18 protein-coding genes are annotated in these 20,460 nt (G+C 75.7%); 9 read left to right on the top strand and 9 right to left on the bottom strand.

The features are described from left to right. Window positions 1–13: 13 nt before the first annotated feature. A complete protein-coding gene (locus A2CP1_RS17725) occupies window positions 14–1,090 on the bottom strand; it encodes a lysylphosphatidylglycerol synthase domain-containing protein (RefSeq protein WP_015934637.1) in 1,077 nt (358 codons plus the stop codon). Window positions 1,091–1,154: 64 nt separating this feature from the next. Here A2CP1_RS17725 and A2CP1_RS17730 point away from each other — a divergent pair, with 64 nt between their 5' ends. Then, window positions 1,155–2,408 (top strand): phospholipase D-like domain-containing protein, encoded by a 1,254-nt coding sequence (locus A2CP1_RS17730; RefSeq protein ID WP_015934638.1) that lies wholly within the window; start codon window positions 1,155–1,157, stop codon window positions 2,406–2,408. A gap of 81 nt (window positions 2,409–2,489) precedes the next feature. Here A2CP1_RS17730 and rpsI read toward each other — a convergent pair whose 3' ends face one another. Beyond that, window positions 2,490–2,882 (bottom strand): 30S ribosomal protein S9, encoded by a 393-nt coding sequence (rpsI, locus tag A2CP1_RS17735; RefSeq protein ID WP_011422420.1) that lies wholly within the window; start codon window positions 2,880–2,882, stop codon window positions 2,490–2,492. A 12-nt stretch (window positions 2,883–2,894) separates the two neighbouring features. Next, window positions 2,895–3,344, bottom strand: coding sequence for a 50S ribosomal protein L13 (rplM, locus tag A2CP1_RS17740; RefSeq protein ID WP_011422421.1), 450 nt, complete (start codon window positions 3,342–3,344; stop codon window positions 2,895–2,897). 245 nt (window positions 3,345–3,589) lie between these two features. Here rplM and A2CP1_RS17745 point away from each other — a divergent pair, with 245 nt between their 5' ends. Next, window positions 3,590–4,762, top strand: a complete 1,173-nt coding sequence (locus A2CP1_RS17745) for a WD40/YVTN/BNR-like repeat-containing protein (protein WP_015934639.1) — start codon at window positions 3,590–3,592, stop codon at window positions 4,760–4,762. A gap of 192 nt (window positions 4,763–4,954) precedes the next feature. On the opposite strand, the gene A2CP1_RS17750 is transcribed toward A2CP1_RS17745, so the two are convergent. Continuing rightward, a complete protein-coding gene (locus A2CP1_RS17750) occupies window positions 4,955–6,970 on the bottom strand; it encodes an ATP-dependent helicase (RefSeq protein WP_015934640.1) in 2,016 nt (671 codons plus the stop codon). A gap of 179 nt (window positions 6,971–7,149) precedes the next feature. Between A2CP1_RS17750 and A2CP1_RS17755 the strand changes: the two genes are divergently transcribed. Next, window positions 7,150–7,611: a DoxX family protein gene (locus tag A2CP1_RS17755; RefSeq protein WP_015934641.1), complete on the top strand. Its 462-nt coding sequence runs from the start codon at window positions 7,150–7,152 to the stop codon at window positions 7,609–7,611. 9 nt (window positions 7,612–7,620) lie between these two features. Here the strand turns inward: A2CP1_RS17755 and A2CP1_RS17760 are convergent, their stop codons facing one another. Further along, window positions 7,621–7,833 carry a hypothetical protein gene (locus tag A2CP1_RS17760; RefSeq protein ID WP_015934642.1) on the bottom strand — a complete coding sequence of 71 codons (213 nt, stop codon included), beginning with the start codon at window positions 7,831–7,833 and terminating at the stop codon, window positions 7,621–7,623. 120 nt (window positions 7,834–7,953) lie between these two features. On the opposite strand from A2CP1_RS17760, the gene A2CP1_RS17765 reads away from it, so the two are divergent. Next, window positions 7,954–8,589, top strand: a complete 636-nt coding sequence (locus tag A2CP1_RS17765) for a CGNR zinc finger domain-containing protein (RefSeq protein WP_015934643.1) — start codon at window positions 7,954–7,956, stop codon at window positions 8,587–8,589. 13 nt (window positions 8,590–8,602) lie between these two features. Here A2CP1_RS17765 and A2CP1_RS17770 read toward each other — a convergent pair whose 3' ends face one another. Continuing rightward, the gene (locus A2CP1_RS17770) at window positions 8,603–9,517 is read right to left on the bottom strand and encodes an aspartyl/asparaginyl beta-hydroxylase domain-containing protein (RefSeq protein WP_015934644.1); all 915 of its coding nucleotides are present in this window, start codon (window positions 9,515–9,517) and stop codon (window positions 8,603–8,605) included. A gap of 181 nt (window positions 9,518–9,698) precedes the next feature. Here A2CP1_RS17770 and A2CP1_RS17775 point away from each other — a divergent pair, with 181 nt between their 5' ends. Next, window positions 9,699–10,913: an MFS transporter gene (locus tag A2CP1_RS17775; RefSeq protein WP_015934645.1), complete on the top strand. Its 1,215-nt coding sequence runs from the start codon at window positions 9,699–9,701 to the stop codon at window positions 10,911–10,913. Window positions 10,914–10,927: 14 nt separating this feature from the next. Here A2CP1_RS17775 and A2CP1_RS17780 read toward each other — a convergent pair whose 3' ends face one another. Then, on the bottom strand, window positions 10,928–11,824 hold the full coding sequence (locus A2CP1_RS17780) for an RluA family pseudouridine synthase (RefSeq protein WP_041450549.1): 897 nt from the start codon (window positions 11,822–11,824) through the stop codon (window positions 10,928–10,930). 82 nt (window positions 11,825–11,906) lie between these two features. Between A2CP1_RS17780 and A2CP1_RS17785 the strand changes: the two genes are divergently transcribed. Further along, window positions 11,907–12,512 (top strand): glutathione S-transferase family protein, encoded by a 606-nt coding sequence (locus A2CP1_RS17785; RefSeq protein ID WP_015934647.1) that lies wholly within the window; start codon window positions 11,907–11,909, stop codon window positions 12,510–12,512. Window positions 12,513–12,588: 76 nt separating this feature from the next. Here A2CP1_RS17785 and A2CP1_RS17790 read toward each other — a convergent pair whose 3' ends face one another. After that, complete coding sequence (locus A2CP1_RS17790) at window positions 12,589–15,438, bottom strand: M16 family metallopeptidase (protein WP_015934648.1); 2,850 nt, start codon at window positions 15,436–15,438, stop codon at window positions 12,589–12,591. Between the two features lie 229 nt (window positions 15,439–15,667). On the opposite strand from A2CP1_RS17790, the gene A2CP1_RS17795 reads away from it, so the two are divergent. Together A2CP1_RS17795 and A2CP1_RS17800 are read left to right on the top strand one after the other, a co-directional pair. Next, entirely contained in the window at window positions 15,668–16,840 is a 1,173-nt protein-coding gene (locus tag A2CP1_RS17795) for a cache domain-containing protein (protein WP_015934649.1), read from the top strand. A 162-nt stretch (window positions 16,841–17,002) separates the two neighbouring features. Continuing rightward, window positions 17,003–18,649 (top strand): sensor histidine kinase, encoded by a 1,647-nt coding sequence (locus A2CP1_RS17800; RefSeq protein WP_015934650.1) that lies wholly within the window; start codon window positions 17,003–17,005, stop codon window positions 18,647–18,649. 15 nt (window positions 18,650–18,664) lie between these two features. Here the strand turns inward: A2CP1_RS17800 and A2CP1_RS17805 are convergent, their stop codons facing one another. Then, window positions 18,665–18,898, bottom strand: a complete 234-nt coding sequence (locus A2CP1_RS17805) for a hypothetical protein (protein ID WP_245529830.1) — start codon at window positions 18,896–18,898, stop codon at window positions 18,665–18,667. A gap of 97 nt (window positions 18,899–18,995) precedes the next feature. On the opposite strand from A2CP1_RS17805, the gene A2CP1_RS17810 reads away from it, so the two are divergent. Then, window positions 18,996–20,435: an ATP-binding cassette domain-containing protein gene (locus tag A2CP1_RS17810; RefSeq protein WP_015934652.1), complete on the top strand. Its 1,440-nt coding sequence runs from the start codon at window positions 18,996–18,998 to the stop codon at window positions 20,433–20,435. The last annotated feature ends 25 nt before the right edge of the window (window positions 20,436–20,460 follow it).

Here is a 20,460-nt window from a genome sequence, read left to right on the forward strand (position 1 = left end):
CGGCGCGCGGCGCCTATGTAGGCGCGCGTGAGCGGCGCCCGGCCGCCGGTTCGCCGCCGGGGTCCCCGCCCGGCCCGGCGCCCCGGCGCGCCGCCCGCGCCCGCCGCAGCACCTCGCGCAGCGCGTCGCGGCGGACGGCCGCCGACGCGGCGCCGACCGCGAGCAGCGTCAGCACCGTGGCGGCGTGCGTGAGCACCGCGAGCGCGGCCGCGTCCGCCGGATCGGCCCCGAGCCGGCGCGCGCCCAGGGCCGCGAGCGCGTAGTACACGCCGGTGCCCACCGGCAGCCCCGGGGTGAGCTGGCCGAAGGTGACGAGCGCGAGGATCACCGCGCCGCCGGCGAGCGGATCGGCGACCCCGAACGCGGCGAGCGGGAGCGCGTAGGCCGCCGCCGCGGCCAGCGGCGGGAGCGCGCCGAGCGCGAGCGCGCGGGACAGCCGGGCCGGCGCCGCCAGGCCGCGGATCCCCTCGGCCCCGGCCGCGACCAGGCCGGCCCAGCGCGCGTGGCGCGGTGACAGCCGGCGGGCCGCGCCCGGGCCGAGTCGCGCCAGCGCCACCGCCGCGGAGGCCAGCGCCGCCACCGCCGCCGCGCCCGCGAGCGCGGCCCGGCCCGCCCCGCCCCCGCGCGCCGCGGCCGCCACGGCGCCGAGCGCCACCACCGCCGCGAGCTCGAGCAGCTTCGCCACGAGCTGCGAGGACAGCGCCGCGCCGAACGGCCGCCCGGTGAACCGTGCCAGCAGCGCCGCCGCCGCCGCCGGCCCCAGCTTGCCCGGCACGGCGTTGTGCACGAGCGCCCCGAGCGCGGTGGCGTGGTAGGCGTCGGGCCAGCGGACCCGCGCCGGCGCGAGCGCCGCCCGCCACACCAGCGCGCGCAGCGCCGGCAGCGCGGCGGTGATCGCCGCGAACGGGACGAGCCAGCGGGCCTGGGCGGGGAGCTCGCGGGCGAACGCGCCCAGGTCGAAGCGCGGGACCAGCGCGGGCGCGCCGCCGCGCCACTCGGGCCGGAAGAACACCAGCCCGACGAGCACCGCCCCGCCCGCGGCGGCGGCCGCGAGCACCACTCCTCGTCCGGCGCCGCCCCGCTGCGACATGCCGGCAAGGTCGTCATCGCGGGAGCGCGGGCCCGGACCGCGGCCCCGTGCCCAACCTTCGGGCATGCGCCTGAGGACGGACGGAGTGCTGGCGAGCGCCTTCCCGCTGGCGCTCGGGGTGGCCCTGGGCGGCCATCTCTCCCGCCGGCTGCGCCGGCAGCAGCTCGCCCGGCGGTTCATCCGCCTGGCGGACGAGGTGCCGCTCGACGTGCTGCTGGAGCGCGAGGTGGGCGTACCGGTCCGGGAGGCGAACGAGGTCTCGCTGCTCGAGGACGGGTCGATCTTCGACGCGCTGGAGCGCGAGATCCGGTCCGCGCGCGAGTCGATCCACATCTGCGAGTTCATGTGGCGCGGCACCGGCGACCCCTCCGAGCGGATCGGCCGCGCGGTGCTCGAGCGGCGCCCCGGCGTCGTCTGCCGGATCGTGCTCGACTGGTTCGGCTCGCAGCACTTCGACCCGGCGCTGGAGCGGCGGCTGGTGGCGAGCGGCTGCGCCATCCGGCGCCACGCGCCGCTGCCGGACCCGTTCCGCTGCAACCACCGGCGCGTGCTGGTGTTCGACGGGCGGACCGCGTTCGTGGGCGGCTTCGGGATCTGGAAGAGCTGGCTCGGGAACGGGGTGGGCGAGGAGGGCTGGCGCGACACGGCCGCCCGGGTGCGCGGCCCCGCGGTGGGCGACCTGCAGCGCGCCTTCGACGAGAGCTTCCAGGCGGCGGGCGGCCAGCCGCTCCCGGCCTCCGCCTACCCGCGCCTCGCGCCGGCCGGGCCGCACCGCGTGGCGGTGGTCGCGTCCACGCCCGCCTGGGCGCGCGCCACGCTGGCCGCGCGGATGAGCTATGCGCTGCTGGCCTCGGCCCGGCGCCGGCTGTGGATCGCGAACTCCTACTTCGTGCCGGATCGCTCGCTCCAGGACGTGCTGATCGCCCGTGCCCGGGCCGGGGTGGACGTGCGGGTGCTCGCGCCGGGACCGTGGCACGACGTTCCGCTGGTGCAGGCCGGGCAGCGCCGGACCTACCGGCGGCTGCTCGCGGGCGGGGTGCGCGTGTTCGAGTACGACGCGTCGATGATGCACGCGAAGACCATCCTCGCGGACGGCGCCTGCGCGATCGGCTCGACCAACATGGACTCGCAGAGCCTCTCGTTCCTGTGGGAGACGTCGATCGTGACCGACGCGCCCGAGGCGGCCGCCGGGCTCGCCCGGCGGTTCGGGCTGGACCTGACCCGCTCGTACGAGATCGAGCCCGGCGCCTGGCGGCGGCGGCCGAGGGCCATGCGGCTCCGCGAGGCCGGCGCCGCGGTGGCCGAGCCCTGGCTCTGAGCTGCGCGGCGGCTCCGGACGCACGACGGCCGGCGCCGCGTCGCCGCGGGCCGGCCGTGGAGGTCCCGGAGGACGGGGCGGCTAGCGCTTGGAGAACTGGAAGCGCTTGCGGGCGCCCGGACGGCCGTACTTCTTGCGCTCGACGGCGCGCGCGTCGCGGGTCATGAAGCCGGCCTTCTTGAGCACCGGACGGTACTCGGGGTTCAACTCGACCAGCGCGCGGCTGATGCCGTGGCGGATCGCGCCGGCCTGGCCGGAGAGGCCGCCGCCGGCCGCGTTCACGAAGACGTCGAGCTTGCCCATCTGGTCGACGAGCTTCAGCGGCTCGACCAGGATCATCTTCGAGGTCTCGCGGCCGAAGTACTCGTCCATCGAGCGGCCGTTGATGGTGATGTTGCCCGTGCCGGGGACGAGCCGCACGCGCGCGACCGCCTCCTTGCGACGGCCGACGGTCATGTTCGCCTGGATAGCCATGTGCGATCGTCCTTACTGAGCGAGGCTCAGCGCCTCGGGCTTCTGCGCCGCGTGCGGGTGCGTGTCGCCCGCGTAGACCTTGAGCTTGGCGAGCATCTGCCGGCCGAGGTTGTTGCGGGGCAGCATGCGGCGGACGGCGTTCTCGATGATCTGCTCGGGGTGCCGCTCGCGGAGCTTGTTCATCGGCGTCTGCTTCGCGCCGCCCGGGTGCATGGTGTGCGTGAAGAAGACCTTGTCGGTCTCCTTGTTGCCGGTGAAGCGGACCTTCCCGGCGTTCACCACGACCACGAAGTCGCCGGTGTCCATCGAGGGGGTGTACGCCGGCTTGTGCTTGCCCTTGAGGATCGAGGCGATGCGGGTGGCGGCGCGGCCGACGGTGAGATCGGTGGCGTCGACGACCCACCACTTCCGACCGTTCAGGGCCTCTGCGCGGGTGGCGCTGTGCGTGGTGCCTTTGGACATGGATAAACCTGCGGAATCCCGAGTTTGGAAACGCGCCTTTTAGAGGACGCGTGCCCCGTTGTCAAGCGTGATCGGACCCCTGTCCTGGCACCCGGCACGCGAGCCGTGCCTCCAGCCGGAGGGGAGCGGAAAGCGCCGCGCAATCTAGCGGCTTCGGGGCTTCCCCACAAGACCTCGCTCGCCGTCCCGGCCGGCGGGCGCCGCGCGCGGCCGCGCGGCGCACGTTGGCCTGGGGGGAGGAGCGTATGGCCGATCGGCGGATCGGGGCGCTGGGCGCGGTGTTGCTGCTCGCCGCGTGCGGGGGCAGCGGGCGGGCCGGGGGCACGGCCGATCCGGGGCCGGCGCCGCCGCCGCAGACGCCGCCGGCGAGCAACCCTCCCCCGACCGGCGGATCGAGCGCGCCCCCGGCGCGGCTCGAGGTGTCGTTCACCGGGACCGAGTTCCGGTTCCTCGGGATCGGGGCCGACGGGACCGCGTACGCGACGAACCTCTCCGGGCCGCGGCAGATCCACGCCAGCGCCGACGGGCGCACCTGGACGCCGCGCGGTCCGACCCCGGGCGGGCGCGGCGTGCGCGTCTTCGCCGCCCTCTCCGGCGGTGCGCTGCTCGCCGACACGGCCGACGCGACCGGCCACGTGATCGCGCGCTCCGGCGACGGCGGCCGGACCTGGACCGACGTGCTGTGGCTCGGCGGGTACCGGATGCTCACCCCGGGCAGCGTGGCGGAGCTCGGCGGCGAGACGTTCCTGCTCGAGTACCAGTCCTTCACCGGCGACAGCGTGCCCATTCGCCTGTGGGCGAGCGCCGACGGCGGCCTCACCTGGTCGGTGCGCGCCGAGACCTCCGAGCACCGGCACGGGCACGGGCTGCTCGCCGACCCGGCCACGGGCGCGCTCTGGCTGTTCTACGGCGACCGGGTCGGCGGCACGTACCTCTCCTTCGACGGCGGCCGCACCCAGGCCCTGGTGCGAGGGCCGCTCGAGGGCGGCGTGCTGGTCCGCGCGGTGGCGACGCCCGAGGGGCTGCTCGGGGGGATCGACTCTCCGTTCACGCTGGTGGTCCCCCACGTGATCACGCTCTCGTTCGGCGGCGCGTACGAAGCGGGGTTCCGCCTGCCCGGCCCGAGCTACTCGGCGCTCGCGCTGCGCGGCGGCGGCTACCTGGTCGGCGCGGCCCGGGAGCCGGCCGGCGACGTGTACCCGGACGGCGACGTGTCGGCCCACCTGTTCGCGTCCGCCGACGGCGCCGCGTTCGACGAGGTGTTCGCCTGCGCGCGCCTCTCGCCGGACGCCACGGCGCGCGCCGACGCGAACTGGCAGCTCGCGAGCGGCGAGGTGGTGGTGGACGTCCTGAACTGCGAGGGCTTCGGGCCCGGCGGCGCGGGGTACGTGCTGCTCGCGCCCTCGGCCGGGCCCTGAGAGCACGTGAACCCATCCCCTCCCGTCGCCGCGGCGGCCGATCCGCGTCGCATCGCGTCGTTGCTCCTCCCTCACATGCCTCGGGGCATGCTCGGTCGTCGCGCCTCGCGCTGCTCGCGTCTCGACCGCCTGGCTCGGTCCGGGGATGGATTCACGCGCTCTGAGAGCGCGTGAGCCGGCGCGCCCCGACGGTCAGCGGCCGCCCAGCCGCGCGCGCAGCGCGGCCATGACGCTCTCGGTGTGCGCCGCCACGTCCTGCGGCGGCGCGGCGAGCGCGGCCGGGTCCACCTTCTCGTGGGCCGCGGGCGGCAGGTCGTCGAGGAAGCGCGACGGGGTGCGGGGCAGGAGCTTGCCGCGCTTCGATCGCGCCGCGACGCGCGTCAGGTACAGCCGCTCGCGCGCGCGGGTGATGCCCACGTAGGCGAGCCGCCGCTCCTCGTCGAGGTCGCGGGCCTCGCCCTGGATCCCGGCGCAGGGGAGGTAGTCCTCCTCGACGCCCACCAGGAACACCACCGGGAACTCGAGCCCCTTCGCCGCGTGCAGCGTCATGAGCGTGATCCCGCCCTCGCCCGACGGATCCTCCTCCTCGCGCGAGTCGAGCGCGAGCCGCTGCAGCCAGGTGGCGAGCGACGGGCGCGCGGTGCGCTGGACGTAGCCGTCGAGCGAGCGCAGCAGCCCCTCCAGCGCGTCCACCCGGCGGGATCCCGCCTCGAGCGACTGCACCCCGGCGCGCACGTGGCTGAACAGGTCCACCTCCGCCACCAGCGCGCGCGCGGCCTCCGACACCGGCCCCTCGCGGAAGCGGGCCTGGAAGCGGTCCACCAGCGCGACGAACGCGCCGATCTTCTCCGCGGCGCCGCGCGGGAGGTCCGGGATCTCCGCCGCCCGCCGCATCGCCTCGAGCAGGTGGAGCTTCCGCGGGATGGCCCAGTCGTGCACCCGCTCCATGGACGTGTCGCCGATCCCGCGCGGCGGCACGTTCACGACGCGCGAGAGCGACACGTCGTCCTCGGGCTGCACGCAGAGCTTCAGGTACGCGAGCAGGTCGCGCACCTCGGAGCGGTCGAAGAAGGCGGGGCCGCCGTGCACCTTGTACGGCATGGAGCCCTCGCGGAACGCCTCCTCGAACGGGCGCGAGAGCGCGTTGAGGCGGAACAGCACCGCGAAGTGGCTCCACGGCCGGCCCTCGCCGCGCTGCCGGGCGATCTCCTCGGCCACGAAGCGCGCCTCGTCCTCCTCCTCGGACATGGCCACCACCCGCACCGGCTCGCCCGCCTCGCCCGCGGTGAACAGCGCCTTCGCCTTGCGCGCCGCGTTCTTCGCGATGACCGCGTTCGCGCAGGCGAGGATGTGGCCGGTGGAGCGGTAGTTCTGCTCGAGCCGGACCTCCTTCGCGCCGGGGAAGTGCCGCTCGAACCGCAGGATGTTCTTCACCTCGGCGCCGCGCCAGCCGTAGATGGCCTGGTCGTCGTCGCCGACCGCGCACACGTTCCGCCGCTCGCCGGCGAGGAGCTTCAAGAGCTCGAGCTGGGCGGCGTTCGTGTCCTGGTACTCGTCCACCAGCAGGTAGCGGAAGCGCTCCTGGCAGCGGGCGCGCAGCGCCGGGTCGTGCGCCAGCATCGCCACCGGCCGGGCGATGAGGTCGTCGAAGTCCACCGAGCGCATGGCGCGGAGCGCCTTCTCGTAGCGCGGGTACACCTCGGCGGCGACGAGGTCGTAGTCGTCGCCCTGCCCCGCCTCCCGCGGCACGATCCGCTTCTTGCCGGCGTTCTTGGCGCGCGAGAGGAGCGAGAGCACCCGGTGCGCGTCGAACTTGCGGTCGTCCACGCTCACCTCGCGCATGCACCGCTTCACGAGCGCGAGCTGGTCCCCGGCGTCGCAGATGGCGAAGCGGCGGGGCAGCCCGGCCGCCTCGTGCTCCTGCTGCAGCAGCCACAGGCCGAAGCTGTGGAACGTGGAGACGAACACGTCCACGCCGGGCGGGCCCGCCAGCGCGGCCACCCGCTCGCGCATCTCGCCCGCGGCCTTGTTGGTGAACGTGACCGCGAGCACCTGCTCCGGGTCCACGCCCTGCACCAGCAGGTAGGCGACGCGGTGCGCGATGACGCGGGTCTTGCCCGAGCCCGCGCCCGCGAGCACCAGCAGCGGGCCCTCGGTGGTCATCACCGCCTCGCGCTGCGGCGGGTTGAGGGTGGACAGGTCGAGCATGGCGCGGGGCCCGCGTATCTGGCACGCCGGCGGGCCGCCCGCAAGACTTGAAAATCCCGGCGCGACCGCGCGCCCGCGCCGTCGCGCGGCGCGCAACCGTCCGTTCCCCGTTTTGCCGCACCGGCGCGCGCCGCCGCGGTTAGGAACACGCCCCTCCACACACCCGGAGGTCCCCCACCATGATGCGTTTCCTCGAGACCGACGACTCCACCACCCGCCTCTTCCAGCGCGTCGTGCTGGGCCTGGTGATGTTCCCGCACGGCGCGCAGAAGCTCCTCGGCTGGTTCGGCGGCCGCGGCCTGGAGGCCACCCTGACCGGCTTCACCGCCGGCATGGGGCTGCCCTGGCTGCTGGCGGTGCTCGTGATCCTCGCCGAGTCGGTCGGCTCGGTCATGCTCGTGCTCGGCGTGCTCTCGCGCCTCGCCGCGCTCGGCATCGCGTCGGTGATGGTGGGCGCCATCGTCACCGTGCACGGGCAGCACGGGTTCTTCGCGCCCGACGGCTTCGAGTACCACCTGCTCGCGCTGGGGCTGGCGCTCCCGCTGGTCGTGGCGGGGGGCGGCCGCCTCTCGCTGGACCGCGCGCTGGCCCTTCGCCGCTCCGCCGGGCGCGCCCACCCGGCGCTCCCGGCGGAAGGCTAGTCCCGCTCGTCAGGCGCCCCGGGCCCGCAGCGACGCGCTCGCGGCGGGCCCCGGCGCGCCGGCGCCGATCCGCCCGAGCGGCGCGGCCACGCCCACCGCCACCCAGGCCCAGAGCGACAGCCACACCGCCAGGATCAGCAGGCTCCCCAGCAGATCCATCAGCCTTCGCCAGCCGTCGGCCTTCGCGGCGCGGGGGACGGTCGGGTTCACGGGACGGGCCATGGCCTCTCTCCTTGTAACCGGCATGCCGGATTATAACCGGCAAGTCGCGTTTAGATGGTTACAGCTTGGGCCTGGCTATCTAACCTGTCAAGTGGCATCATGCGGGTTAAAGGAGCGCTCGTGACCCAGCCCCCCTTCCGGTTCGATCTCTCCGGCGGCCGCCTCTGCCTCGACTTCGCGAACACCGTCGGCGGCATGCGGGGCGTGACGCCGAAGGAGCGCCTGGCCGCCTACCCGGACCTGGTCGAGTTCGCGCGGCAGACCGGCGCGGTGAACGAGGCGCAGGCCCGCCACCTGCTCGCCGAGGCCCGCCGGCGCCCCGCCGAGGCGGAGCGCGCCTTCTCGGACGCGCTCACGCTCCGCGAGACGCTGTACCGGACGTTCCTGGCGCGGGCGGAGCGGCGCGCGCCCGCCGCCGAGGACGTGGAGCGGCTCTCGACGGCGCTGGGCGCGGCGCTCGCGCACCGGCGCCTGGAGCGCCGCGGCGACGCGTTCGCGCTGGGCTGGGACGCGGACGCCGGCGCGCTCGACGCGCCGCTCTGGCCGGTGGTGCTCTCCGCCGCCGAGCTGCTCACCTCCGACGCCGACGCCGACCGGGTCCGCGTCTGCGGGCTCTACGAGACGCACGAGTGCAGCTGGCTGTTCGTGGACGAGACCCGCGCCGGCACCCGACGCTGGTGCTCGATGCAGGACTGCGGCAACAAGGCGAAGGCGCGGCGCCACCACCGGCGCACCCGCGAGCAGCGGCAGGCCTAGCGGACCGTCGCCGTCACGCGAGCAGCAGCCAGGCCAGCCCGCCCAGCAGCGCGAACTTCACGGCGTAGTACGTGGGCCGGTTCCAGGCCTTGAGCCGCTTGCCGACGAGGCGCACCTGGTACACGCGCGCGAAGGCGCGGTTCACCCAGCCGATCTCCTCGCCGTCCTCGTTCCGGGTCCGGCTGGCGCGCATCAGGTGGTCGCCGACCCAGCGGTTGAGCCGGCCGGCGGCGCGCCAGCGCATGGGCCGCTCCACGTCGCAGAACAGGATGATCCGGGCCGTGTCGGTCTGGTTGACGGCGTGGTGGACGTACGTCTCGTCGAACAGCACCGCCTCCCCGTCGCGCCAGGCGTAGGGCTCGCCGTCCACCACGATGCGGCAAGCGTCCGAGCCCGGCGTGACCAGGCCGAGGTGGTAGCGGATCGAGCCCGCGAACGGATCCCGGTGCGCCATGAGCGTCCCGCCCGGCGGGAGGAGCGCGAACATGGCCGCACGGACCCCGGGGATCGCCTCGACCAGCTCGACCGTTCGCGGGCAGCGGGCGCGCGCCGACGCGAGCGGCTCGCCGTACCACTTGAGGTAGAAGCGCTTCCAGCCGCGGCGGAAGAACGAGTTGAACCCCGCGTCCACGTGCCCGTCCGCCGCGCGGATGCGCTCCTCCGACTGGAGGCGCAGCGCCTCGTCGCGGATCTCCTGCCAGTGCGCCCGGAGCGGCGCGAGCGCCGGGAAGTCGGCGAGGTCGAGGAACGGGCGGCTCGGGACCGCGGAGGCGAGGTACACGAGCGCGTTCAGCGGCGCGAAGAAGGTCGAGTGGTCGGTGAGCTGCCGGAAGAAGGGGTGGCGGACACGGCCGCGGCGGTGCACGTACGCGGCGGAGCCGACCAGCGCACCGACGGCGCCGAGCTTCAGCAGGAGGGCGGGGTTCACGTTCGCGGGTCTATGGCGCGCGGCGCGCCCGCCGGCCGCTCCCGGGCGGGGATGCCGCGGGCGCGGCGGCCCGGACCCGCCCGCCGGGCCCCGCGGCGCCCTCGCGACGGCCCCACGCGAAGGGGAGGCGCTGTAGTGTGGGCGCGCGCCGGGCGAGCGGACCGGCGCGGAGGGACGGACCGTGCAGGCGCAGCAGGACGAGCGGCGGGGCGCGCCGGCGCGGATCCCCGCCGGCGTGTGGGTGCTGGGCGGCGTGAGCCTGCTCATGGACGTCTCCTCCGAGATGATCCACGCGCTGCTGCCGCTGTTCATGGTGACCGCGCTCGGCGCGGGCGCGCTGACGGTGGGCGTGATCGAGGGGCTGGCCGAGTCCACCGCGCTGGGGGTGAAGGTGTTCTCGGGCGTGCTGAGCGACGCGCTCGGCCGGCGCAAGGCGCTCGCGGTCGCCGGGTACGCGCTGGGCGCCGCCACGAAGCCGCTCTTCGCCCTGGCGCCGACGCCGGCGGTGGTGCTCGGGGCGCGCCTGCTGGATCGGGTCGGCAAGGGCATCCGCGGCGCGCCGCGCGACGCGCTGGTGGCCGACATCACGCCGCCGGCGCTCCGGGGCGCGGCGTTCGGCCTGCGCCAGGCGCTCGACACGGTGGGCGCGTTCGCGGGCCCGCTCCTCGCCACGGGCCTGATGCTGCTGTGGGCGAACGACTTCCGCCGCGTGTTCTGGGTGGCGGTGATCCCGGGCGCGCTGTCGGTGGCGCTGCTCTGGCTCGGGCTGCGCGAGCCCGAGCACCGCGGGGACGGCCGACGCACGAACCCGATCCGGCGCGAGAGCCTGCGGCGCCTCGGCCCCCGGTACTGGTGGGTGGTGGGCATCGGCGCGACGTTCACGCTCGCCCGCTTCAGCGAGGCGTTCCTCGTGCTGCGCGCGCAGCAGGGCGGCGTCCCGCTCGCGCTCGTGCCGCTGGTGATGGTCGCGATGAACCTGGTGTACGCGCTGACCGCCTATCCCTCGGGGCGCCTGTCGGATCGCGTGAGCCGCAGGGGCCTCCTGGCGGCGGGGCTCGGCGTCCTGGTCGCCGCGGATCTCGTGCTGGCGATGGAGGGCGGCTGGCCGGTGGTGCTCGCCGGCGTGGCGCTGTGGGGCGTGCACATGGGCATCACGCAGGGCCTGTTCGCGACGCTGGTGGCGGACACCGCCCCGCCCGACCTGCGCGGCACCGCGTTCGGCGTCTTCAACCTGCTCGCCGGGATCGCCACGCTGGTGGCGAGCGTGGTCGCGGGGCTCCTCTGGGAGCGGCTCGGCGCGCCCTTCACGTTCCGCGCGGGGGCCGTGTTCTGCCTGCTCGCGCTGGCGGGGCTCGCCGGGAGGCCGGCGGGGCTCCGGGCGGCGCCGCGCGGCTGAGATCCGCCGGCGGCTCAGCCGGCGAGCGCGGCGATGGCCCGCTCCAGGTCCTCGGGCAGCGGGGCGCGCACCTCCACCGGCGCGCCGTCGGACGGCCGCGGGAACGCGAGCCGCGCGGCGTGGAGCGCCTGGCGCGCGATCGCGTCGGCGCGCACGCCGTAGGCGGCGTCGCCGAGCACCGGGAAGCCGGCCTCCGCGAGCTGCACCCGGATCTGGTGGGTGCGCCCGGTCTCGAGCCGGACCCGCAGGAGCGCGGCGCCTCGCAGGGCGCGCTCCACCGTCCAGGACAGCCGCGCGCGCCGGGCCGAAGGGAAGCGCGTGGTGAAGCGGCGCGGATCGGCCGGGTCGCGCCCGTACGGCGTGTCGAGCCGGCCCTCCCGCGGCGGGGCGCCCCCCACCAGCGCCAGGTACTCCTTCTCGACCGCGCCGGCCTCGAACGCGGCGCGCAGCGCGGCCAGCGCCCGGTCGTGGCGCGCCAGCAGCAGCGCGCCGCTCGTGTCGCGGTCGAGCCGATGCGGCAGCCCGGGGACGGCGCGGCCGTCCACGTCGAACGAGCCCAGCCGGCTCGCCGCCGCGACGGCCGACGCGCCGCCGGGCGCCGACGCCTCCACCGCGAGCCCGGGCGGCTTCGCGACCACCAGGCAGTCCGCGTCGTCGTACAGCACCGCCAGCGCCGGGCCCGACGCCTCGGCCGCGCGCGGCGCGGGCCGCTCCACCGCGACCTCCTCGCCCCCGAACAGCTTGCGGTGCGGGGAGCAGGTCTTTCCGCGGATGCGCACCCGGCCCGTCTCCACCAGCCAGCGGGTGCGCTCCGCGGTCGCGCCGATCGCGCCGGCCAGCCAGCGGTCCAGCCTGGCGCCGGCCGCCTCGCGCGGCACGCGGAGGAGCTCCGGCGCGGCGGGTGTACCCACCGTGAACGGCCCCCTTCTTCCGGGCCCCGCGGGGCCGCGACCCGGTCTAGAACGATCCGAACCCTTCATGGAGGACACCGGGATGAAGCTCTACTACGCGCCGCGCACGCGGGCCACCCGCCCCCGCTGGCTGCTCGAGGAGATGGGCGTTCCCTACGAGCTGGTCCGGCTCGATCGCGCCGCCGGGGCGCTGCGCACGCCCGAGCACCTCGCCCGCCACCCGATGGGCCGCGTGCCGGTCCTGGAGGACGGCGACGCCCGCCTCTTCGAGTCGGCCGCCATCTGCCTGTGGCTCGCCGAGCGCTTCCCGGAGAAGGGCATGCTCCCGCCGGCCGGCACGCCGGGCCGCGCGCTCACCTACCAGTGGCTGTTCTTCGCCATGGACGAGCTGGAGCCGCCGCTCGAGGCGCTGCACGGGCTGCTCCGTCCGCCCGAGGGCGAGCGCGACGCGGCGGCCATCGAGGCCCAGAAGGCCAGGTTCCTGGAGGGCGCGCGCGTCCTCGACCTGGCGCTCCGGGGCCGCCCGTTCCTCGCCGGCGACGCGTTCGGCGTGGCCGACCTCGTCACCGGCGCCGTGGCCTCCTGGGGCAAGGCGCTGGTGGGCGGTATCGACGGGATGCCGGCGCTGGCGGCCTGGCTCGCCGGCGTGAAGGCGCGGCCCGCCTGGAAGCGGGCCATCGCCGACTGAGGCACGGGAGCGCCCCGCGCGGCGCAGCCGCGCCCGCGGGGACCTCGCGCGAGCCCGCGAACGCGGGCGCGCGAGGTCACGGGCCCCGCGCAGCCGGGTGGGGCCCCGCGGAGCTCCGCTCCGTGGGGCGGGGCGCAGCCCCGTCAGATACCGTCCCCGGCTTCACGTTGCCGTCGGCGTCCACGAGCTGGACCTCGCCGAGGCCGATCTCGCGCAGGCCGGGCTCGATCTTGGCGCGGTCGCCGATGATGACCCAGGTGACGCGGTCCGGCTCCACCATGCGGGCCGCGTCGGTGAGGTCCTTCGGGCCGAGCGCGGCCACCTTCTGCGCGAAGCCGTCGAAGTAGCGATCGTCGAAGCCGAAGCGGACGATCTGCGCGATGGACCGCGCCACCGCCCGCGACGTCTCCCAGCGGCCCGGCAGCGACAAGGTCAGCGTGCCCCGCGCCACCGCCGCCTCCTCGGCGGTGACGGGCTTCGCCCCGCGGATGCCGGCCAGCTCCTTGCGGATCTCCAGCACCGTCTCCTTGGTCTTGTCGGCCTGCACCGGCGCGAGCGCGAAGAACGGCCGCTGGCCGCGGGCGTCGGTGAGCAGCGCGCGGGCGCCGTAGGACCAGTGCTTGTCCTCGCGCAGGTTCATGTTGAGCCGCGAGGTGAACGCGCCGCCCAGCACGGTGTTCATGGCGGTCTGCGCGATCTCCGCGGGGTTCGCCCGCGGCGGGGCGACCTGCCCGGCGATCACCACCGACTGGATCGACCCTGGCCGATCGAGGAGGAACACGCGCTGCCCGGCCGGCAGCGCCACCTGCGCCAGGTTCTTCTTCGGGACCTCGCCCGCCTTCCAGCCGCCCAGCAGCCGCTCCAGCTTCGGCACGATCTCCGCGGCGGTGGTGTCGCCCACCACCACCAGCGTGGCGTTGTTCGGCTTCACCCAGGTCGCGTGCCAGCGGGCCGCGTCCGCGCGGGAGAGCTTGCCGACGGTGGCCGCGGTGCCGGAGCCGGTGAGCGGGTTCGAGTAGGCGTGCCCCTCGCCATACAGCAGGCGCGGCAGGATGCGGAACGCCGCCGTCACCGGCTGCACCGCCTCCTGGCCGAGGCCGGCGAGCTGCTGCGCCTTCAGCCGCTCGAAGTCGGCCTCCGGGAACACCGGGTTCACCACCACGTCGGCGAACAGCGCCAGCGACGCGTCGAGGTTCGCGCGCAGCGCCGCCATGCTGACCAGCGAGGTGTCGAGGTCCGCGCCGGTGTCGAGGCGCGCCCCCAGCCGCTGCAGGGTGTCGGAGATCTCCAGCGCCGAGCGCGAGCGGGTGCCCTCGTCCAGCATGGCCGTCGCCAGCTTCGCGAGCCCGGGCGCGCCGTGCTGGTCGGAGGCGTAGCCCGCGTCCACCAGCAGGTCGAGCTGCACGTCCGGGACCGCGTGGCGCTCGGCCACCACGACCTTCAGGCCGTTGGAGAGCTGGTGCCGCGTGAACGCCGGGAACCGGGGCGCCGGCGCCGGCCCGGGCTCGGGCCGCACCTTGCGATCCGCGCCGGTGGCGGCGGCCTGCAGCTCGGGGAACGGCAGCACCGACAGCACGTAGACGCCGTCTGACAGCCAGCGGCGGCAGGCGTCCCGGACCTGGGCGGCGGTGGCCGAGCGGATGCGCCCGAGCCGGGTGCGGTAGGCGTCCGGCGTCCCGCCGTAGACCTGGTTCTCGGCGAGCACGTCGGAGACGCCGCCGAAGCCGCCGATGCGCTCCACGCCGCGCACGAACTCGGACAGGATGCCGGTCTTCGCCCGCACCAGCTCCTCGGCGGTGGGGCCCTGCGCCACGAGCCGCGCCACCTCCTCGCGCACCGCGCGCTCGACCCTGGCGAGGTCGCCACCGGGCTTCGCGGTCGCCTCGATGAAGAACGTCGAGCCGATCTCGCTGGTGCCCGGATCGGCGCTCACGTCGGTGGCGATCCGCTCGTCGTAGACGAGCCGCTTGTAGAGCCGCGAGCTCTTGCCCGACGCGAGCACCCGGGCCGCCACCGTGAGCAGGTCGTCGTCCGGGTGGCCCCACTCCGGCGTGTTCCACACCAGGTAGGCGCGCGCCTGCGGCACGCGGTCCTGCATCACCTGGCGCTGCTCGCCGGTGCGCTTCGCGATCCAGGCCTGCTGCTTGGCGATGGGCTCGCCCGGCGGCACGTCGCCGAAGTAGTGCTCGACCTTCTTGCGGACCTCGTCGGGCTTCACGTCGCCCGCCACCACCAGCACCGCGTTGCTCGCGCCGTAGTAGCCGCGGAACCACTCCTTCACGTCGTCGAGCGAGGCGGCCCCCAGGTCCTCCATGGAGCCGATCACCGTCCAGGAGTACGGGTGCGCCTTCGGGTAGAGCGAGGGCGTCATCACGTCGTACACGCGCCCGTACGGCTGGTTCTCGCCCTGCCGCTTCTCGTTCTGGACGACCCCGCGCTGCTCGTCGAGGCGCGCCTGCGTGATGGCGCCGAGCAGGTGGCCCATGCGGTCGGACTCCATCCACAGCACGGTGTCGAGCGCCGACACCGGCACGTTCTGGAAGTAGTTGGTCCGGTCGTTGTTGGTGGTGCCGTTCAGGTCGGTGGCGCCGACGCGCTCCAGCACCTTGAACCAGTCGTCGTCGAAGTGCTCCGAGCCGTTGAACATCAGGTGCTCGAAGAGGTGCGCGAATCCGGTCTTGCCCGGCCGCTCGTTCTTGGAGCCGACGTGGTACCAGACGTTCACCGCCACGATGGGCGCCTTGTGGTCCTCGTGGACGATGAGCGTGAGGCCGTTCGGCAGCACGCTCTTCACGTACGGCAGGTCCGGGATCTCCGGCAGGCGCACGGCGGCGGGAGCGGCTGGGGCGGCGGCGGCCGGCGAGGGCATGGCGGCCAGGGCTGCGATGCCGGCGAGGGCGAGGGAGGCGAGGGTGCGTGTGGGCATGTGGGCTCCGTTCGGTCGCAGAGGCCCGGATCCCGGAGACGTGACGGCTGCCCGCCCTCCCGGACCCGGCCGGGGGTGCGCGACGCCGCGCACCTGGCGCGCGCACACGAACGCACCGTCCGCGCACGCCTCCGCGGGTCGGTCACCGCGCACCCGCCGCGCATGATAGCGTTCCGGGGCGACGGCAACCCGCCGTTTTCCCCCAGCCGACCCTCCCCGCCCGCCCACCATGCGCTCCGTCTCCCTCGAGCTCCGGCTCCTCGTCGCCCTCTTCGCCCTCTGCGCCGGGGCCGCCTTCCTCGGCGCACGCCTGAGCGGCGGGATCGTCGAGCAGCAGGTGGAGCAGGCCGGCACCGAGCGGCTGCGCGGCGCGGAGGAGGCGTTCGCGTCGCAGGAGCGGGCCGAGATCGAGAAGCTCTCGGCCACGCTCGACGCGCTGCTGTCGCGGGACGACCTGCGCCAGGCGTTCGTGGCGCGCGACCGGGAGCGCCTGCTGGCGCTCTCCGCGCCGCTGTTCGAGACGATGCGCGACCGGGATCGGATCACCCACTGGTACTTCATCGCGCCGGAGCCCGACGCGACCGTGTTCCTGCGCGTCCACCGGCCCGAGCTGCGCGGCGACAAGGTCGATCGGGTCACGTTCCGGCGCGCGGTGGAGACGGCCGACGTGGGCGCCGGCAAGGAGCTGGGGCGCACCGCGTTCGCGCTGCGGGTGGTCCGGCCCTGGCTCCAGGATGGGAAGGTGGTCGGCTACCTCGAGCTGGCCGAGGAGATCGACCACTTCCTGGGCGCGATGAAGTCGCGCACCGGCGACGACTACGGGATCCTGGTGAAGAAGCGGTTCCTCGACCAGCGGCGCTGGGCCGAGGTGCTCGGCGAGCGCTCGAACACCTGGAACGACCGGGCCGACGTGGTGGTGGTCGACACCACCACCTTCACCGAGGGCATCATCGACTACGAGGGCGACCTCGAGGTGCTGCCCGACGAGGGCGTCGCGCTCGGCGAGGTGGTCCGCGACGACCGCGCGTACATGCGCGGCATCTTCCCGCTGCGGGACGCGGGCGGGCGCAAGGTGGGCGGCCTGTTCGTGCTGCACGACTTCACCGCGGAGCACGGCGCGGCCCGCGCCGCCATGCTCCGCTCCTTCATGGTGCTGATCGGCGTCGGCGCGGTGCTGGCCGCGATCCTGGCCGCGATGCTGCACTACGCGGTGTTCGCCCGGCTGCGCCGGCTGGAGCGCCGGCTCGAGCGCGAGGCGGCCCTGCGCCAGCTTCCGCCGGGGCGGGTGGTCGAGCTCACCGACGACGAGATCGGCCGGCTCGAGGTGCTGCTGGGCCGCGCGCTGTTTCCGAGCCGCGACGAGTTGCCGCGCGACCCATCGTCCACCGGCCGCCAGGGTTGACCCGAGGCAAGGCCGCAGGGATCCCGCGGGCGCATCCTGCGCCTGGGCCGGAGGGAATCGGCCAAGGCGATCATGGCGGAAGCACGCGAAGCCGAGGAGCGTGGCACCGGCGCCCCGGCGCCGGCCGGTGGCGTCCCGGGAGGGAGTGCGTCCGGCCGCGCAGTGCCGTTCTGGCGCCGCCTCTCCACCAAGCTGCTGGCCGCGGTGGTGCTGCTCGCCCTGCTCGCGCTCGCGGCCGTGGTGCTCGCGGAGCGCCGCTTCGAGCGGCACCTCCAGGACGAGATCGTCCGCTCCACCGCGCTGGTCGGCGAGGCGGTGACCACGGTGGGCCAGGCGGCGCTGCTCGGCGCGACCGAGCGCCACGAGTACCGGACCATCGGCCGGCTCGCCGCGCTGGAGGGCGTGGACCGGATGCGCGTCCTCGACCCCCGGGGCACGGTTCGCTACGCCAGCCGGCCCGAGGAGATCGGGCAGACCCGCGACAAGGCGCACGCCTCCTGCGTGCCCTGCCACGCCGGGCACGAGCTGCCGCTCTCGCGGGCGCCGGCGGAGCAGCGCTGGCGCGAGGAGCGCGGGCCGTCCGGCCGTCGCCTGGTGGTCACCACGCCCGTCTACAACGACCGGACCTGCGCCACCGCCGAGTGCCACGTCCACCCGCCCGGCCGGCAGGTGCTGGGCCTGCTCGAGACCGACGTGGCCCTGGAGCCGATCCTCTCCGGCGTGGCGTCGTTCCGGCGCGGCTTCGTCTCGCTGCTCGTGATCGCGATCGTCGCGACCTCGGCGCTCATGTACCTGTTCCTCCGCTCGGAGGTGCTCGGGCCGGTGGCCGCGCTGGTCGAGGGCACGCGGCGCGTGGCGAAGGACCAGCTCGACGTGGAGGTCCGGGTCCGCTCGCGCGGCGAGCTCGGCAACCTGGCCGCGTCGTTCAACGACATGACCCGCTCGCTCCGGCGCCTGGAGGACGAGCTGAACGGGCTGCTCGCCGGCCTCGAGGAGCAGGTGGAGGCGCGCACGGCCGATCTGCGCAACGCGCAGGAGCAGCTGGTGCGGACCGAGAAGCTCTCCTCCCTGGGCAAGCTCTCGGCCTCCATCGCCCACGAGATCAACAACCCGCTCGCCGGCATCCTCACGTTCGCGAAGCTGGTGTCACGCACCCTGGCCGAGGGTCCGCCCGACGACGCGCGGCGCGCGGTGCTGCAGCGGAACCTGGGGCTGGTCGAGCGCGAGGCCCAGCGCTGCAGCGCCATCGTGCGCAACCTGCTCGACTTCGCGCGCGAGCGCCCCATGGCGAAGAAGCCGGTGGATCCGCGCGCGGCGGTGGAGGAGGCGCTGTCCCTCATCGCGAACCAGATCGCCATCCAGGGCGTGAAGCTGGAGCGCCACCTGCCTCCGCTCCCGCAGGTGCTCGCCGACTTCGGCCAGCTCCGCCAGGCGTTCGTGAACGTGGCGATGAACGCCTGCGAGGCGATGGGCGCGAAGGGCGGCAAGCTGCGGATCACCGCGCGCGCGCCGGAGGGAGCGGTGGAGATCGCGTTCCAGGACGACGGGCCGGGCATGCCGCCGGAGCGCGTGAGCCACATCTTCGACCCGTTCTTCACCACCAAGGAGAAGGGCACCGGCCTGGGCCTCTCGGTGGTGTACGGCATCGTGCAGCGCCACGGTGGGAGCATCGCCGTGGACAGCACCGAGGGCGAGGGCACCACCTTCACCTTCCGGCTGCCGGCGGTCCCGGCGGAGCGGACCGCGGAGCCGCCGGCCCCGCCGATCCCGGCCGACCCGGCCGCCGCGCCGGCGCGCGCGCAGGGCTGATCGGCCCGGGCCGGCTCACCCGCCCCGCTGCGCGCCGCGCAGGAGCGCGGCGGCGAGCGAGAGCGGGCCGGAGGCGATGTCGTCGGCGTCGATCACGATCACCTCGTCGTCGCCGTCCCAGCGCGACTCGCGCGGCGGCAGCGGCCCGGCGCCGGGATCCACCACCAGCACCGCGGCGGGCACGAGCGCGCGCACCCAGCGCAGGATCGCCGCGAGCCGCCTCGGGCTGGCGCCGCGGCGCACGATCACCACCGGAGCCTCGGAGCGATCCCGCACGTGATCCAGAACAGGCGTCCGTCCGGCGCATTTCACCCCCTGGCGGGCACGTCCGCATTAGCATCCCCGGATGCGCCGGCCGCTCGTCACGCTCGACCGGGTGGACGTCCGCCTGGGCGGGGTCCCCGTCCTCGCCGACGTCACGCTCGCGCTCCACGCCGGCGAGGGGCTGGCGGTGCTGGGCGGGAACGGCGCGGGGAAGTCCACGCTCCTGCGGGTCCTGCGCGGGGAGCTGTGGCCGGATCCGCGCGGCGGGCGACGCCTGTTCCACGGGCCCGACGGCGCGTTCGAGAGCCCGATCGGCGCGCGCGAGCGGTTCGCGCGGGTGGCGCCCGAGGCGCAGGACGCGTACCTGCGCAACGACTGGGACCTGCCGGTCGAGGCGGTGATCCGCTCCGGCTTCTTCGACGCGCTGTGGCCCTCCGAGGCGGCGACGCCGGAGCAGGCGCGGCGCGTGCGCGAGGTGGCCGGCGCGCTGGGCGTGGACGCGCTGCTGGGGCGCTCGGTGCTGGAGCTGTCGCGCGGCGAGGGGCGGCGCGTGCTGCTGGCGCGCGCGCTCGCGCCGCGGCCGGAGGCGCTGTTCCTCGACGAGGCCTGCGACGGGCTCGACGCGCCGGCGCGGGCCGGGCTGCTCGAGACCGTGTCGGGCATCGCGCGCGGCGGCGTCGCGGTGGTGATGGCCACGCACCGGGTCGAGGAGCTCGTGCCCGAGCTGGGCCGCGTCATCCGGCTGGAGGGCGGGCGGATCGCCTGGGAGGGCGACCGCGCCGCCGCCCTGGCGGGCGCGCGCGAGGCCGCGGCGCCGCGCCGCGCGCCGCGGCGCGACGCCGGCCCGCGCGCGGCGCTCTTCGCGCTCCGCGGCGCCACCGTGCTCGTGGACGGGCGCGCGGTGCTCGACGGCGTGGACTGGACCGTCGGCGCCGGCGAGCGCTGGTCGGTGACCGGCCCGAACGGCGCGGGGAAGTCCACCCTGCTCCGGCTGCTCGCGGGCGAGGAGCAGCCGGCGCGCGGCGCGGTGGAGCGGCTCGGCCTCGGGCCCCACGCCTCGGCCGACGACCTGCGCGGCCGCGTGGGCCTGGTCTCGCCGGAGCTGCAGGCGCGCCACCGCTTCGACGCGCGCGCCGGGGACGTGGTGCTCTCCGGCTTCGCGGGCACGGTCGGCCTCGCCGTGGAGCCCACCGCGCGCGAGCGGGCGCTGGCCGCCGCCGCGGCGGCGCGGCTCGGCGTGACGCCGCTGCTCGAGCGCCACGTGCTGTCGCTCTCCTACGGCGAGCTGCGCAAGGTGCTCATCGCCCGCGCGCTCGCCTCGGCCCCGCGGGCGCTGCTGCTGGACGAGCCGCTCGCCGGGCTCGATCCCGGCGCGCGCGCCTGGGTGCTCCGGGTGCTCGACGATCTGGGCGCGGCCGGCACCGCCATCGTGGCCGTGTCCCACCACGCCAACGAGCTGCCCGGCGCGGTGGACGGGCGGGCGCGGCTCGAGGCGGGCCGGCTCTCCGTGGATCGCGGCTGAGGGGGACCGCGGCCGGCGGCGGGCG

Source organism: Anaeromyxobacter dehalogenans 2CP-1 (assembly GCF_000022145.1).
GTDB lineage: Bacteria > Myxococcota > Myxococcia > Myxococcales > Anaeromyxobacteraceae > Anaeromyxobacter > Anaeromyxobacter dehalogenans.

Bases quoted from the DNA above. Each gene is read 5' to 3' on its own strand.
- A2CP1_RS17725 (WP_015934637.1), bottom strand. From the start codon at position 1,090: ATGTCGCAGCGGGGCGGCGCCGGACGAGGAGTGGTGCTCGCGGCCGCC.
- A2CP1_RS17730 (WP_015934638.1), top strand. From the start codon at position 1,155: ATGCGCCTGAGGACGGACGGAGTGCTGGCGAGCGCCTTCCCGCTGGCG.
- rpsI (WP_011422420.1), bottom strand. From the start codon at position 2,882: ATGGCTATCCAGGCGAACATGACCGTCGGCCGTCGCAAGGAGGCGGTC.
- rplM (WP_011422421.1), bottom strand. From the start codon at position 3,344: ATGTCCAAAGGCACCACGCACAGCGCCACCCGCGCAGAGGCCCTGAAC.
- A2CP1_RS17745 (WP_015934639.1), top strand. From the start codon at position 3,590: ATGGCCGATCGGCGGATCGGGGCGCTGGGCGCGGTGTTGCTGCTCGCC.
- A2CP1_RS17750 (WP_015934640.1), bottom strand. From the start codon at position 6,970: ATGCTCGACCTGTCCACCCTCAACCCGCCGCAGCGCGAGGCGGTGATG.
- A2CP1_RS17755 (WP_015934641.1), top strand. From the start codon at position 7,150: ATGATGCGTTTCCTCGAGACCGACGACTCCACCACCCGCCTCTTCCAG.
- A2CP1_RS17760 (WP_015934642.1), bottom strand. From the start codon at position 7,833: ATGGCCCGTCCCGTGAACCCGACCGTCCCCCGCGCCGCGAAGGCCGAC.
- A2CP1_RS17785 (WP_015934647.1), top strand. From the start codon at position 11,907: ATGAAGCTCTACTACGCGCCGCGCACGCGGGCCACCCGCCCCCGCTGG.
- A2CP1_RS17790 (WP_015934648.1), bottom strand. From the start codon at position 15,438: ATGCCCACACGCACCCTCGCCTCCCTCGCCCTCGCCGGCATCGCAGCC.
- A2CP1_RS17795 (WP_015934649.1), top strand. From the start codon at position 15,668: ATGCGCTCCGTCTCCCTCGAGCTCCGGCTCCTCGTCGCCCTCTTCGCC.
- A2CP1_RS17810 (WP_015934652.1), top strand. From the start codon at position 18,996: ATGCGCCGGCCGCTCGTCACGCTCGACCGGGTGGACGTCCGCCTGGGC.